13 protein-coding genes and 1 tRNA gene are annotated in these 14,369 nt (G+C 68.9%); 7 read left to right on the top strand and 7 right to left on the bottom strand.

Annotated elements, in window-relative coordinates:
• Positions 1-19 precede the first annotated feature (19 nt).
• Both trpB and IEX50_RS01565 read right to left on the bottom strand, forming a co-directional pair.
• Positions 20-1,252 (bottom strand): tryptophan synthase subunit beta, encoded by a 1,233-nt coding sequence (gene trpB, locus IEX50_RS01570; RefSeq protein ID WP_157177200.1) that lies wholly within the window; start codon positions 1,250-1,252, stop codon positions 20-22.
• The gene (locus tag IEX50_RS01565) at positions 1,249-1,884 is read right to left on the bottom strand and encodes a phosphoribosylanthranilate isomerase (RefSeq protein ID WP_157177199.1); all 636 of its coding nucleotides are present in this window, start codon (positions 1,882-1,884) and stop codon (positions 1,249-1,251) included. Before IEX50_RS01565 ends, trpB begins: the two co-directional genes overlap by 4 nt.
• Positions 1,885-2,014: 130 nt before the next feature.
• On the opposite strand from IEX50_RS01565, the gene IEX50_RS01560 reads away from it, so the two are divergent.
• Both IEX50_RS01560 and IEX50_RS01555 read left to right on the top strand, forming a co-directional pair.
• A tRNA-Glu gene (locus tag IEX50_RS01560) sits at positions 2,015-2,089 on the top strand.
• Between the two features lie 251 nt (positions 2,090-2,340).
• A complete protein-coding gene (locus tag IEX50_RS01555) occupies positions 2,341-4,203 on the top strand; it encodes a bifunctional sugar phosphate isomerase/epimerase/4-hydroxyphenylpyruvate dioxygenase family protein (RefSeq protein WP_229673571.1) in 1,863 nt (620 codons plus the stop codon).
• Between the two features lie 108 nt (positions 4,204-4,311).
• Here the strand turns inward: IEX50_RS01555 and pyrF are convergent, their stop codons facing one another.
• The 3 genes from pyrF to IEX50_RS01540 form a co-directional block, all read right to left on the bottom strand.
• A complete protein-coding gene (gene pyrF / locus IEX50_RS01550) occupies positions 4,312-4,986 on the bottom strand; it encodes an orotidine-5'-phosphate decarboxylase (RefSeq protein WP_157177197.1) in 675 nt (224 codons plus the stop codon).
• On the bottom strand, positions 4,983-5,348 hold the full coding sequence (locus IEX50_RS01545) for a hypothetical protein (RefSeq protein WP_157177196.1): 366 nt from the start codon (positions 5,346-5,348) through the stop codon (positions 4,983-4,985). The genes pyrF and IEX50_RS01545 overlap by 4 nt, the downstream gene beginning before the upstream one ends.
• Positions 5,349-5,427: 79 nt before the next feature.
• Complete coding sequence (locus tag IEX50_RS01540) at positions 5,428-7,689, bottom strand: patatin-like protein (RefSeq protein ID WP_157177195.1); 2,262 nt, start codon at positions 7,687-7,689, stop codon at positions 5,428-5,430.
• Positions 7,690-7,812: 123 nt separating this feature from the next.
• Between IEX50_RS01540 and radA the strand changes: the two genes are divergently transcribed.
• Together radA and IEX50_RS01530 are read left to right on the top strand one after the other, a co-directional pair.
• The gene (gene radA, locus IEX50_RS01535; protein WP_157177194.1) at positions 7,813-9,186 is read left to right on the top strand and encodes a DNA repair protein RadA; all 1,374 of its coding nucleotides are present in this window, start codon (positions 7,813-7,815) and stop codon (positions 9,184-9,186) included.
• Positions 9,187-9,196: 10 nt separating this feature from the next.
• Positions 9,197-9,727 (top strand): CvpA family protein, encoded by a 531-nt coding sequence (locus tag IEX50_RS01530; protein ID WP_157177193.1) that lies wholly within the window; start codon positions 9,197-9,199, stop codon positions 9,725-9,727.
• 226 nt (positions 9,728-9,953) lie between these two features.
• On the opposite strand, the gene IEX50_RS01525 is transcribed toward IEX50_RS01530, so the two are convergent.
• Positions 9,954-10,148, bottom strand: coding sequence for a hypothetical protein (locus IEX50_RS01525; RefSeq protein WP_157177192.1), 195 nt, complete (start codon positions 10,146-10,148; stop codon positions 9,954-9,956).
• Between the two features lie 214 nt (positions 10,149-10,362).
• Between IEX50_RS01525 and IEX50_RS01520 the strand changes: the two genes are divergently transcribed.
• Genes IEX50_RS01520 through IEX50_RS01510 form a run of 3 tightly spaced genes read left to right on the top strand, consistent with a single transcriptional unit; the run spans position 10,363 to position 12,904 of the window.
• Entirely contained in the window at positions 10,363-10,794 is a 432-nt protein-coding gene (locus IEX50_RS01520) for an iron-sulfur cluster assembly scaffold protein (protein ID WP_157177191.1), read from the top strand.
• 44 nt (positions 10,795-10,838) lie between these two features.
• A complete protein-coding gene (locus tag IEX50_RS01515) occupies positions 10,839-12,572 on the top strand; it encodes a monovalent cation:proton antiporter-2 (CPA2) family protein (protein WP_229673759.1) in 1,734 nt (577 codons plus the stop codon).
• Complete coding sequence (locus IEX50_RS01510) at positions 12,569-12,904, top strand: DUF423 domain-containing protein (RefSeq protein ID WP_157177189.1); 336 nt, start codon at positions 12,569-12,571, stop codon at positions 12,902-12,904. The genes IEX50_RS01515 and IEX50_RS01510 overlap by 4 nt, the downstream gene beginning before the upstream one ends.
• A gap of 54 nt (positions 12,905-12,958) precedes the next feature.
• On the opposite strand, the gene IEX50_RS01505 is transcribed toward IEX50_RS01510, so the two are convergent.
• Positions 12,959-14,365 (bottom strand): efflux transporter outer membrane subunit, encoded by a 1,407-nt coding sequence (locus IEX50_RS01505; RefSeq protein ID WP_157177188.1) that lies wholly within the window; start codon positions 14,363-14,365, stop codon positions 12,959-12,961.
• Positions 14,366-14,369 lie beyond the last annotated feature (4 nt).

The raw sequence follows: 14,369 nt of genomic DNA, 5'->3' as shown, positions 1-14,369 counted from the left end.
GCGGGGATACCGGACGCCGTCATATCTTCACCCCCAGCGCATCGGCGACGGTGAAGATGTCCTTGTCCCCACGCCCGCACAGGTTGGCGATGATGATCTGGTCGCGCGGCATCGTGCGCGCATGCCGCACCACGGCGGACAGCGCGTGCGCAGGTTCCAGCGCGGGAATGATCCCCTCCGTCCGGCACAGGAACTGGAACGCGTCCAATGCCTCGCGGTCGGTACAGCTTTCATACTGCACGCGCCCGGTTTCGTGCAGCCAGCTATGCTCCGGCCCGATGCCCGGATAGTCGAGTCCCGCCGAGATCGAGTGACCCTCGGTGATCTGCCCGTCCTCGTCCTGCAGCAAGTAGGTGCGGTTGCCGTGCAGCACGCCCGGTTCGCCACCGGCCAGCGATGCGGCATGTTCGACGGTGTCGAGCCCGTGACCCGCCGCCTCGATCCCGACCATTCTCACGTCGGCATCGTCCAGGAACGGATGGAACAGCCCGATCGCATTCGACCCGCCACCGATCGCGGCGACCAGCAGGTCGGGCAGGCGGCCCTCGGCCTCCATGATCTGCTCGCGCGCCTCGCGGCCGATCACCGACTGAAAATCGCGGACCAGTTCCGGATAGGGGTGGGGGCCGGCTGCCGTGCCGATGATGTAGAACGTGTCCTCGACATTGGCGACCCAGTCGCGCAGCGCCTCGTTCATCGCATCCTTCAGCGTCTGCGCACCCGCGGTGACCGGCACGATCTCCGCACCGAGCAGCTTCATCCGGAACACGTTCGGCTGCTGCCGCACGGTGTCGCGCGCACCCATGTAGATGGTGCAGGGCAGGCCGAACCGCGCGGCCACGGTGGCGGTGGCGACGCCGTGCTGGCCCGCGCCCGTCTCCGCGATGATCCGCGTCTTGCCCATCCGCTTGGCGAGCAGGATCTGGCCGATGCAGTTGTTGATCTTGTGCGCGCCGGTATGGTTCAGCTCGTCGCGCTTCAGATAGACCTTCGCGCCCATCCCCTCGGGCGCGTCCGCACGCACCGCTTCGGTGAAGCGCTCCGCATAATAAAGCGGGCTGGGCCGGCCGACATAATGTTTCAGCAGCCAGTCGAGTTCGGTCTGGAACGCCGGATCGGCCTGCGCGGCACGATATTCGCGTTCCAGGTCGAGGATCAGCGGCATCAGGGTTTCGGCGACGTAGCGTCCGCCGAACTGGCCGAAATGGCCGTCTGGCGATGGCTGCGCACGGTAGCTGTTCTGTATGGTCATGACCGGGCGACCGATTGCAGGAAGGCGGCGATCTTGTCCACATCCTTGACGCCCGGGGACAATTCGACCCCCGAAGAAACGTCGAGCAACGTCGCCCCGGTCACCTGCACCGCCTCGCCGACCGACGCGGCATCGAGACCGCCCGACAGCGCCCACGGCAGCGGGTGGACATGACCCTGCAACAGCCGCCAGTCGAACCGCAGCCCGAGCCCGCCCGGCAAGTCCGCTCCGCGTGGTGGCTTGGCGTCATAGAGAATCAGGTCGGCCGCCCCGCGATACTTCGCCGCCGCGCCGAGATCCTCCCGCGTCCGCACGGCAACCGCGCGCCACACGGGCAGGGCGTAGCGCGCCCGCACCGCAGCCACACGCTCCGGCGTCTCGCTGCCGTGCAGCTGGATCGTGTCGACCCCGGCCGCGACGGCCCGCGTCAGCAGCGCATCGTCCGGATCGACGAACACGCCGACCTTGGCGACACGGGGCGGCGTCCGGGCGATCAGCGCCGCGGCGCGGTCCGGATCGATATCGCGCGGGCTGCGCGGGAAGAACACGAACCCGACATGCGACGCGCCATGCGCGATGGCGGCATCCAGGCTGGCCTCGGTGGTCAGGCCGCAAATCTTGGCTGTAGGCATGAACCGCAGGTAGGGAATGTCGGTGCGCTTTGTCAGCCCCCGCGTGCGATTGATGAGGATGCATCGGCCCGCCCAGTCCCGGAAACACTTGACGGACGCGGCGCCGCTTCATAGGAGCGACCACCGGAACGGCCCCTTCGTCTAGCGGTTAGGACGACGCCCTCTCACGGCGTAAGCACGAGTTCGATTCTCGTAGGGGTCACCACCGCTCTTCCCATCACCCGTCCGACGGTCTGATCGCCGAGTGCGTTCGTTGACGTGGCTCACCGTGCGCTCTTTCGTTTTCGAGGCCGCTTCGCCTTGAATGCGTGATGTTAGGCGATCGTCCGGGCCTATACACAACCTTGCCTGGTCCCGAACGCACCAGTTCGTACATTCTTGCTTTCCCCCTGAGATCCGGCATTGTGGCGAGCAACAGGCGCGCAAGACCACATGCAATCGGGACAGGCCATCATGATGAACGCGATCGCCACCGTGTCGCTCAGCGGGACGCTAGAGGACAAGCTACGGGCGGCGGCGGCGGCCGGGTTCGGCGGGGTCGAGATTTTCGACACCGACTTCCTGGCGTCAGCGATGACGACGGCGGAGGTGAAGGCGCTACTCGACGAACTCGGCCTCGCCTGCGTGCTCTACCAGCCATTCCGCGACCTGGAAGGGATGCCCGAACCCTACCGAGCGCGCGCCTTCACCCGCATCGCCCAGAAGTTCGGCGTGATGCGCGAACTGGGCTGCGACCGGATCCTCCTCTGCTCCAACTGCTCGCCCCATGCCCTGCCGGACCGCGACCGGATCGTCGCCGACCTGCGCGAGCTGGGCGACCTGGCCGATGCGCACCGCATTACCGTGGGGTATGAGGCGCTGGCGTGGGGTCGGCACGTCAACGACCACCGCGTCGCGTGGGAGATTGTCGATGCGGTCGATCATCCGCGCATCGGCATCCTGCTCGACAGCTTCCATTCGCTTTCGCGCGGCATCCCCAGCGTGTCGATCCGCGCGATCCGGCCGGAAAAGCTGGTGTTCGTGCAACTCGCCGACGCGCCGCTGCTTGACATGGGGCACCTGTACTGGAGCCGCCATTTCCGGTGCCTGCCGGGGCAGGGCGGCATGGACCTGACCGATTATGTCGCCGAGATTCTGCGGCTCGGCTACGACGGCCCGCTGAGCCTGGAGATCTTCAACGACCGGTTCCGCGCCAATTCCGCCGCAATGGTGGCGCGCGATGGCGTCCGCTCGCTCGATGCGCTCCGCGACGGCGCGCGCCGGGCGATCGGCGAGGCGCCCGCGATGCCCGCCCGGGCGCAGATCGAAAGGATCGCGTTCGTCGAGGTCGCGGTGGCACCGGACGACCGCGACCCGATCACCGCGATGCTGCAATCGGCCGGCTTCGCCTGCGCCGGCCGCCACCGCAGCAAGGCCGTCGAACATTGGCGCTGCGGTTCGGCTGACATGGTGCTGAATTACGAGGAGGGCGGGTTCGCGGCGGCCTACCGCACGACGCATGGCACCGCGATCTGCGCGATGGGGCTCGTGGTGGCGGACGGCGCGGCGACGATGGCGCGCGCCGATGCACTGGGCGTCGCGCGGCATGTCAGCGACATCCGCACGATGCCCGCGCTGCGCGGCGTGGCGGGTACCCTGGTCTATGTGCTCGACGTGGAAGCCGCCCGGACGATCTGGATCGACGAGTTCGACGCGGTGGACGACCGGGTGGCCGCGGCGCCCGACATCGGCGTGACCGCGTTCGACCATCTCGCCGCAACCGTACCGAACGACGAGTTCCTGTCGTGGCAGCTCTACTGGCGCGCGCTGTTCGACGTTCACGGCGCGGGCGCGCAGGACGTGATCGACCCGAACGGCCTGGTCCAGAGCCAGGCGATCCAGAACGCCTCGGGCAGTTTCCGCATCACGCTGAACAGCACCGACGCGCGCGACGCGCTGTCCGCGCGGTTCCTCAGCCAGTCGTTCGGGGCCGGGTTCCAGCATGTCGCCATGCGCGTGCGTGATATGGACGTGGCAGCGCAGGCGCTGGCCGACCACGGGCTGGCGCGGCTCCCGGTACCGCAAAACTATCATGACGACGCGGTCGACCGCTTCGGGCTCGACCCCGCCGCCGTCGCAGCGATGCGGGACCACGACATGCTCCTGGACGAGGAAGGCCCCGGCGCGCGGTTCCGGCAGATCTACAGCCGCGCCTTCGCCAAGACATTCTTCTTCGAATATGTCGAACGGACTGGCGGCTATGACGGCTACGGCGCCCCCAACGCCCCAATCCGCCTCGCCGCGCAGAACCGTTTTCGCGTGGAGGCTGTGATGGACTGAGGGACGCGGCCGCGCGAGCCCCCTCGTTTGCTTCGAGCCTGTCGAGAACCTTGCGTCATGTTCTCGAAAGGCTCGAACCAAAACGGAACCGGGACCAGGCAGCCGCGCCTAAAGCGTCGCCTCGATCGCCCGCGCCGCGGCGTCCGGGTCCTCGGCGGCGGTGATCGGCCGGCCGATCACCAGGATCGACGCGCCTGCGCGGCGTGCCGCGGCCGGCGTCATCATGCGTTTCTGGTCGCCCGCATCGCCACCCGCGGGCCGCACGCCCGGCACGACGAAGAACCCCTGCGGCCAGGCCTTCTTCGCCGCCGCCACTTCCGCGCCGGAACATACGATGCCGTCGATCCCGGCCTCGCGCGCCAGGTTCGCCAGCCGTGCGACCTGCGCATGCGGATCGTCCGGCACGCCGATCGCGGCCAGGTCGCTGCCGTCGAGCGAGGTCAGCACGGTCACCGCGACCACCTTCGTCCCCGGCGGGGCGGCGGCCTTCGCATCCTCCATCATCGCGCGGCCGCCCGCGGCGTGGACCGTCAGGATCGCGGGATCGAGCGGGCGGAGCGCCTGGATCGCCTTGGCCACCGTGTTCGGAATATCGTGCAGCTTCAGGTCGAGGAACACCGGCAGGCCCAGCGCCGCCATCTCGCGCACCCCGGCCTGGCCGTTCGCCATGAAGAATTCGAGGCCGAGCTTGATCCCGCCGACATGGTTGCGGACCTTCGTCGCGATTGTCTTGGCACGGACAAGGTCGGTCGTGTCGAGCGCGACATAGATGCAGCCGCTCATGCCGATGGACCCGATGCGAGCGGGGGCGGGGAGTAGGCGGTCGGCATCGGCGGATCGATCGGGTCCGGATCGGGAAACAGCGGCTCGCGCGTCGCGGCGGGTGTCGCCGCCGCCGGGCGCAGTTCGGCGATCGTCCGTTCCGCGGCGTCCAGCCGGCGGCGCAGGTGCCAGCGGCTGGCATGGTACAGGATCGTCGGCGGCACCACGCCGATCAGGTACGCGATCAGCAGCAGCACCGGCAGCTTCACGTCCGCCACGATGCCGCCCCACAGGTTCACCTGCGAAGTCGTCCAGTTCTTCGTGGCGAAGATCACCGCGATCACCGCGAGCACCACCCAGAACAGGGTTCTCAGGAATTGCATGGCATCGCCCTCCGCGTCATGCCGCTTCTTCTACGGCGATGCCGCCCCAGAGCAAGAGGGCGCGCAAGAGGTGGCATCTTCACCCGATCTCGCGCTCCAGCGTCGCGAACAGTTCGGGGATTGCCGTCAACCGCCCGCGCTCTTCCGCCAGCACAGCGCGAAACGCCCGCGTCTTGAGCATTGCGACATGCCCCGGCGGCAACGTCGTGCCGGCCGGCAGCGTGGAGATCAGGATGTCGACCAGCCGGTCGATCCCGTGCAGCCGCCCCCACAGATAGTCGTTCTCGCGCCACGCCCGGCTGAAGAACGCGCCGAAACTGTTGAACGCGATCCCCTTCAGCGTCGCCTCCGCCCCGCCGGCGCGGATCGCACTCGCGTCATCGGGGGCGATCCGGTCGACCTTCACCGGGTTGAACTCGTCGCGGTGGTCGCCGCGCAACAGCGGCAGCGTGGCGATATCGTAGAACGGGAAACCAAGATAGGCGAGCAGGATACGCCGTCGCTCGGGCCGTGGCAGGGGCAACAGCGCCGCGCACAGCGTGGCATCGGCCCGGTCGTCGATCGCGCGCAGGTCGGTTGCCTCGGCCAGCGCCGCCAACGCCGCGGCGGGATCGTCCAGCACGTCCGCCATGTCGCGCAGCTTTGGCGCGCGCTGATCCAGATACGGAGCAAGCGCCGCGAACAACGCGCTGCGCATCGCCTCGATCAGGTCCGCTGGGCAACCGGGCGGCGGCACGTCGGGCACCTGTTCCGCCACGAACCGCAGCCGCCGCACACGGAACTCCAGGTCGTGCGCGCGCATGAACTGGACGAACGCCGCATCGTCCGCGCCCGGCCCGGCGATCCCGACCGCGCGGACATGCACCCACAGCGCTGCGCGCACGGCATCGCGATCCTGCGCGCCACCCTCCGCGAACAACGTCGCCAGCCGGTCGATCACCGACGCCAGCTTCAGATGGCCGTAGCCAGCAAAGGTGAACCCCGCGCGCTTCACCGCCAGCATGTTCGCCTTCGCCCGCCACCCCGCGATCCGCGCCGGCGTCGGCCGCGTCAGGAATATCGTGCCGCCCAACGCATCGTCGATCGCGGCCTCCACCTCCGGGCGGACAGCTGCGATCGTCGCCGCGGCATCCGCGATCCGGGCGGACCGCGCCGCGATCGCTTCGAGATTGTCGCGGATCGGCTGTTCGCGCGGAATGTCGGACATCGCGCCCAGGATGGTCTGGAAGAAGCCCGGCGGCTCGATCCCGTCGCCGCCGGTCATGTGCACCGAGCGGATGTTGGGCTTCGGATCGATATAGACGAAGCGCCGGTCCACCTCCCGCGCCGCCGGCCGGTTGCGCAGCGCCTCGATCGCCGGGCGGAACGGCGCATTGCTCAGCACCGATCCGTCGATCAGCACCGCGCTCTCGACCGCATCGATCGCCGCCAGCCGCGGCAACGCACGCGTCAGGAACGCCCCACGCCCCGGCCAGTCCTGCCCACGCTCCGCCAGCACCGCGTCCAGCTCGCCCACCGTGAACGGCGGGAACGCTCCCGGAAAGCTCGCCGTCGCGCGCCCCGCGAACACCAGAGCCGGGATCTCGCCGAGCGCCGCATCACCTTCATCGCGCGTCGAGAAAGCCAGCGTAAGGCGATGCTCCGTCTCGACAATCTCCGGCGGCGAATGCAGCGTCAGACGCTCCGGATGCCCGCGAAAATCGGTGACCGTTACGAACAGGTCGAGCGGGTGCCCGTCGGGCAGCAGTGACCGCCCGTCGCCCGTGCCCGCCATCGCCCCCATCGCATCGAGCAGCAAAGTCGTGAACCGCGCGCCCCCGAACGGCGGCGCGAACCACCGCGCCTGCACGAACTGGGTCAGCTTCGCGCGGACCTCCGCCTGCACCGCCGGATCGAGCGCCTCGGTCGCCGTGCGCCCGGCGGCATAGCGCGCGAGCGGCGACGCCCAGAGCCGCGACAGCCGCTTCGATATCGCGCCCGCCGGCCGGTCGTCCGCCATCAGCCGGTCGACATCGGCATTGTTCAGCCACAGGTCGGTCAGCGGATCGAGCGACTGCCCCGTCGCGATCGCCTGGCTGAGGAAGATCCCATTGATCCCGCCCGCGCTCGCCCCCGCCACGATATCGACCAGCACGCGTAACCGGGTGCCGGTCGCCGCCTCGATCTCGCCGATCAGGTCGCGGTAGACCGCCTCGCTCGCGCCACCCGCCGCCTCGCCCGCATGATAGGCCCGGCTGGCGCGGGCGAGATGCCAGATCTCGCGCGTGATGCCGTGCATGTACACCGCCAGGCTGATCCCGCCGTAGCAGACCAGCGCCAGCCTCAGTTCCTTCTCCCGCATGGCGGCAAGGTGGCACGCCGCGTGCCTCAGCGAAAGTGGTCCCACGCAAGGGGGAACACGGTCAGGACTGGAAACCCGCTCCATTCCCCGCTACGTTCCCATTTCGTTCCAACCGGAGTTTCCATGGCCAAGCCGCAGAAGCGTTATGTCTGCCAATCCTGCGGGGCGGTGGCGAACAAGTGGCAGGGGCAGTGCGTCGACTGCCTGCAATGGAACACGCTGGTCGAGGATGCGGGCGGGGCCAAGACGCCGTTTTCCGCCAAGCACAACCTGCGCGGCGGCGGCAATCTCGTCATGATGTCCGCGCTCGATACCGACGTCGCGCTGCCCGAACGGATGCCGACCGGGATCGCCGAGTTCGACCGCGCGCTGGGCGGCGGGTTCGTGGCCGGCTCCGCGACGCTGATCGGCGGCGATCCGGGCATCGGCAAATCGACCTTACTCCTCCAGGCCGCGGCGAAACTTGCGCTGGCCGGCAAGTCGGTCGCCTATGTCTCGGGCGAGGAGGCCGCCGATCAGGTCCGGCTCCGCGCCCGCCGGCTCGGCTGCGGCAACGCGCCGGTGCAGCTCGGCGCGGCCACCTCGGTCCGCGATATCCTGACCACGCTGGAACGCGCCGAGGCGCCCGACATGCTGGTCATCGATTCGATCCAGACGATGCACAGCGACCTGATCGAAGGCGCACCCGGCACGGTCAGCCAGGTCCGCGCCTCCGCCCACGAACTGGTCCGCTACGCCAAGGAAAGCGGCTGCGCGCTCGTGCTGGTCGGCCATGTGACGAAGGACGGATCGATCGCCGGCCCGCGCGTGCTCGAACATATGGTCGACACCGTGCTGTCGTTCGAAGGCGAGCGCAGCCACCAGTACCGCATTCTGCGCGCCATCAAGAACCGCTTCGGCGGCACCGACGAGATCGGCGTGTTCGCGATGGCCGAAGCCGGGCTCGACGAGGTGTCGAACCCGTCCGCGCTGTTCCTCACGACGCGCGGCGAATCGGTGTCCGGCGCCGCGGTGTTCCCGGCGATGGAGGGCACGCGCCCCGTGCTGGTCGAGATCCAGGCGCTCGTCGTGCGGCTCGCCTCCGGCGCCACGCCGCGCCGTGCGGTCGTAGGCTGGGATTCGGGGCGGCTCGCCATGATCCTCGCCGTGCTGGAGGCGCGCTGCGGGCTCAGTTTCTCGACCGCTGAGGTCTATCTCAACATCGCGGGCGGCTACCGCGTGATCGATCCCGCCGCCGATCTGGCCGTGGCCGCGGCCCTGGTCTCGGCGCTGGCCGAACAGCCGATCCCGTCCGAAATGGTCGCGTTCGGCGAGGTGTCGCTCTCCGGCGAGGTCCGCCCCGTGGCTCACGGCGGCCTGCGGCTGAAGGAGGCCGCCAAGCTCGGTTTCACGCAGGCGCTCGTGCCCGCATCGCTGGCGGAGGCGCCCTCCGGCCTGTCCATGCGCGGCTACTCGACGCTTGCCGCGCTCGTTGACCGGCTGCTGGGTCGGGGTTAGCGGTAGGCGCATGCCAGCGCTCACCGCCCTCGATATCGTCGTGATCCTGCTCGTCGGCGGCGGCGCGATGCTCGGTATCCTGCGCGGGTTCGTGACCGAAGTGCTCTCGCTGTTCGCCTGGGTTGCCGCGATCCTGGCGCTGAAATTCTTCCACGCCGCACTGGCCGAGCTGCTCGTCGGCCCGGTCGGGACGCGCGCCGGGGCCTCCGTTCTGGCCTTCGCGCTGCTCTTCCTCGTCGTGTTCGCCGGCGGCAAACTCGTCGCCCGCGCGCTCGGCCGCCGCACCCGACAATCGGTCCTTGGCCCGCTCGACCGCCTGCTCGGCTTCGGCTTCGGCGCGCTCAAGGGCCTGATCGGCGCGACGTTGCTCTTCCTGGCGGTCACTTTGGTCTACGACACCCTCTACGGCGGCGCCGCAACCCGCCCCGACTGGATCCGCGACTCCCGCAGCTATTCGCTCCTCAACGCCAGCGGCAAGGCGATCGTCGACTATGTCGCGGCACGTCGGAAGGTGGACGCGAGGCCTGCGACGACCGAGTAGATCCGACTTGTTTTTAGCTTATCTGCAGCGCGAAAGTCGATGATATTTTGGGATAGGGATGCGACCGGACCGGAAGATTGCGACCTACGCGCCGCGCCGCCCGTCCATTCCTATCCGGCCGCGCGACTGCGATCGACGCGGAAAAGGGCGTGGTATTTTAGACTATCAACAATAAAGCCAAATCCGGCGAGCCTTTCTACGGACTGACTCGCCGGCGTCCTTAAGCTTACTCGCCGACCGTCCGAGGTAGCGAGTTGGTTAGCATCTCCATCTCGTAGTGCGAAACCCGTACGCGAATTGGTCCTGTACCAGTGAAAGTGATCTCCACTTCATCGCCAAACCCTTCCCACCATAAAACTTGGTTGAGATTATAGGTCCGGTACCGGTCTTCGTCGACGAGCTTCATCTTGATGAAAGACATGTTCGGCATCCTCGTTGTTTTTCTTGTTTTTGACACTTCATCCCGCGGCAATGTCCGGCGTGTGGTTGCTTTGCCGGTCCGGGGGAATCGGAAAAGCCGAAAATCGCCGTCCTGTCTAGCGCCTTCCTCAGCTCGGCGGGCGCTTCGGTCGCTTGGCTTACAACGGCGACATTGGGTGTTGGGCACCACTCCTTTGCGCCCTACATACCGACCCATGTCAGCACCGCTCTACAACCAGACCATCCTCCGGCTCGCGACGAGCATTCCGCATCAGGTCCGGCTCGAGGCGCCGGGCGGGACGTCCGAGAAACGTTCGCCGGTATGCGGCAGCCGGATCATCGTCGACGTCGCGCTGGACGGGGAGGGGCGGGTGACCGCGATCGGTCAGGAAGTGCGCGCTTGTGCACTCGGCCAGGCATCCGCTTCGCTGATGGGCGCTGCCGCAATGGGCCGCACTCCGGCGGAGCTGGAGGCCGCCCGCGCCGACCTCACCGCTTACCTCGCAGGCGATCGCGAAACCCCCGGCGAATGGCCCGGCCTCGACATCTTCGAACCGGCACGGCCCTACACCGCGCGTCATGCCTCGATCCGGCTCGCGTTCGAGGCGGTCGCCGACGCGGCGCGGCAAGCGGAAGCGAAGCCGTGAACGAGGCACACAGCGCCGCGAACTGGGTGCATGACGGTGTCATCATGCTGGGCGCCGCGCTGCTGTTCGTCCTGCTGTTCCGCCGGCTCGGCATCGGTGCCGTGCTGGGCTATCTCGTCGCCGGCGCGGTCATCGGGCCGCAGGGCCTGAAGCTCATCGGCGACGTGGAGGGCAAGTTCGGGATCGCCGAACTCGGCATCGTGCTGCTGCTGTTCCTAGTCGGGCTCGAACTCCATCCGACGCGGCTGTGGCGGCTGAGACGCGACATCTTTGGCTTCGGCCTAGGCCAAGTCGTCGCCTGCGGGCTGGCGATCAGCGGCATCATCCTGGCGTTCGCGGGGTTCAGCTGGGAAGCGGCGCTTGCGCTCGGCCTGCCGCTCGCGCTTTCCTCCACGGCGCAAGTGCTGCCCATGCTGCGCTCCGCCGGCCGCATGAACACCCCGTTCGGCGAACGCGCCTTCTCCGTCCTGTTGTTCCAGGACCTGTCGATCGTCCCGCTCATCACGATCATCGCGGCGCTGTCTCGCGCGCCGGCCGATCCAGCCGCGCCGCCGGGCTATATGCTGGCGCTCTACACCGTCGGGGCGGTGGTCGGACTCGTGCTGGCCGGGCGCTACCTGCTCAACCCGCTGTTCCGGCTGATCGGACATCTCGGCGAGCGCGAGCTGTTCGTCGCGGCCGGGCTGTTTACCGTGCTGGCTGCGGCGGGCGTGATGGAGGCGCTCCATCTGTCGACCGCGCTCGGCGCGTTCATTGCCGGTGTCATGCTCGCCGACTCGCCCTACCGGCACGAGCTCGAGGCCGACGTCGAGCCGTTCCGCACCATCCTGCTCGGGCTGTTCTTCCTGTCCGTCGGCATGATGCTCGACCTGAACGTCGTCATGTCGCGTCCGCTGTTCGTCATCGGGCTGGCGATCGCGGTGATCGCGGTGAAGTCGGGCGTGATCTTCGGCCTCGCCCGCGTGTTCGGGGTGGAGACGCGCCCCGCACTCGCGCTCGGCCTGCTGCTCAGCCAGGGCGGCGAGTTCGGCTTCGTGCTGTTCGCGCAGGCCCGCGCGGCGCAGCTGATCCAACCGGAGGCGGCGAGCCTGTTCGGCGCGGTCATCACGCTGTCAATGGCGACGACGCCGTTCCTGATGATCATCGCGCGCCGGTTCAACCGCGGCGGCACCGGCCCGGAACGCGACGATCTCGACGGCCCCAGCGCCGCGATGCCAGCCAGCGCGATCGTCGTTGGCTATGGCCGTTTCGGCCAGACTGTGGCGCAGATGCTGATGGCGAAGGCCGTCTCCGTCACGCTGATCGACGTGTCCGCGACGCAGGTCGACCGCAGCAGCGATTTCGGGTCGAAGGTCTTCTACGGCGACGGCACGCGGCTCGACCTGCTGCGTCAGGCCGGCGCCGACGACGCGCGCACCATCGTGTTCTGCATGGACGGCGATCCGGTCTCCCCCGAAACGCTCAAGCCCGTGCTGGAGGCGTTCCCGCACGCCGCCATCCTGGTCCGCGCGTTCGACCGGCGGCACCTGATCCGGCTCAACCGGCTCGACTTGGCCGGCGTCACGCGCGAGGTGTTCGAATCCGCGGTCTGCATGGGCCGCAAGGCGCTCGAGGCGGTCGGTGTCGCCGACGATGCGATCGACCGTGCCGAGGCGGAATATCGCAAGCGCGACGCACTCCGCCTGACCGAGCAGGGCAAGTCGGGCGACCTCCATTCGGGCAAGGAAATGATGTTCACCCCAGAACGCTCGATCCGCACCGTGGAGCCTGAGGCATGATGATCGGTGGATTGGCCGCGCTGTCGGGCGCGATCGCGGTGATGGCCGGCGCACGCGGCGCGCACGGCGCGGTGGGCGAGGCGGCGGAATGGCTGCGGACGGGCTCGCACTATCAGATGGTTCACGCGGTTGCCGCCCTGGTCGTGATGGGGATGCCGGGCGGGCGCTGGCCGGCGGCCCTGTTCGTCGTGGGCGCCGCTTTGTTCTCAGGCTCGCTCTATGCGATGGCGTATGGGGTGCCGGCGAAGGCGATCTGGTTCGTGACGCCCTTGGGTGGGCTGGTGCTGATCGTCGGTTGGTTGTGGCTCGCCGTCGCGATGCTGCGCGGCTGAGCTTAAACCCAGACGGAGAGGGTAGGGCCGCTAACGTTCGTCGGCCCCACGAGATCAAACCCCGCCGGCCTGCTGCCACCCGCCACCCAGCGAGCGGAACAGATCGACCTGCGCGGCGGCGATCCGGGCGTCCGCGGTTGCCAGGTCCGCGTCCGTATCGGCAAAGGTCCGCTCCGCATCGAGCACTTCGAGGAAGTCGATCTGCCCCTCGCGCTGGCGCGCGCGGGTGATGCGGGCGGCGCGTTCGGCGTTGTTGCGCGCCGACTGAAGCTGCGTCCGCCGGTCCAGTTCGCGCGCATAGTTCGACAGCGCCGTCTCGGTTTCCTGCAACGCATTCAGCACGTTACCGTCGAACGTTGCGAGCGCGCCGCGGGTATCGGCCTCCGCCCCCGCGATCCGCGCACGCGCTGCGGACTGGTTCAGCGACCAGTTCAACAGCGGCCCCAGCAACCAGCGGATCGGCCCGCCGGAGAACAGATCCCCCGCATCGATCGCGGTCGACCCGACCTGTCCACCGAGCGAAATGCGCGGGTAAAGGTCCGCCGTCGCCACGCCGATCCGCGCCGTCGCCGCCGCCAGCCGCCGTTCGGCCGCGCGCACGTCAGGCCGGCGGGCGAGCAGCGCCGCGCCGTCCCCGATCGGGATCGGCCGGTCCAGCCGCGGCGTCGTCGTCCGCGCCCCTGCAGCGGCGGGCAGGTCCTGCGGCGCGCGCCCGGTCAGCGTCGCCAGCCGGAACAGCGCCGCCTGCCGCTCAGCCGCGATCTGCGGCACCAGCGCGGCACGCTGGTCGCGCAACGCCGCGATCCTGACCTGGTCCAGCCGCGCCGCACGCCCCGCATCGACGCGCTTGCCGGTCAGCACCGCCGACCGGTCGAGCAGCCCGACGATCCGCTGCGCCACCGCCAGCCGTTCCGCGGACGACGCCGCATCGACATAGGCGCGCGTCGTCTCGGCCACGATCGACACGCGGACCGCATCGGCATCGGCCGCCGCGGCACCCACGTCGCCGCGCGCGGACTCGATGTTACGGCTGATCCGCCCGGCGAGGTCGACCTCGTAACTCACGTCCAGCCCGACATCGTAAGTGGCGCGGTTCCGATCGAAGCCGGGCAGCGACTGGAGCTGCGAGGCGCGGCCATAATTGCCGCTCGCCCCCAGATCGACCTGCGGCTGGCGCTCGGTCCGCGCCCCGCGGAGCACCGATCTCGCCCGGTCAAGCCGTGCCACCGCGACGCGGATATCGGTGTTCGCCGCCAGCGCATCGGCGACGAGGCCGTCGAGCACCGGATCGCGGTACATCCGCCACCAGTCGTCGGCCGGCGCCTCCGCGGTCGCGGCCGGCGTGACGGTGGAGAAGGCGGCGGCCGCACGCGGCGGCGTCACCGGTGCGCGGTAGTCGGGACCCGCGGCGCAGGCGGCGAGCGCCAGCGTCGACAGCGTGGCGAGGAGGGCGGTCTTCATCTTA

Source organism: Sphingomonas prati (assembly GCF_014643515.1).
Classification (GTDB): domain Bacteria; phylum Pseudomonadota; class Alphaproteobacteria; order Sphingomonadales; family Sphingomonadaceae; genus Sphingomonas_R; species Sphingomonas_R prati.
Note: the sequence above shows the minus strand (reverse complement) of the source record. Positions and strands in the feature narration are given on the sequence as shown.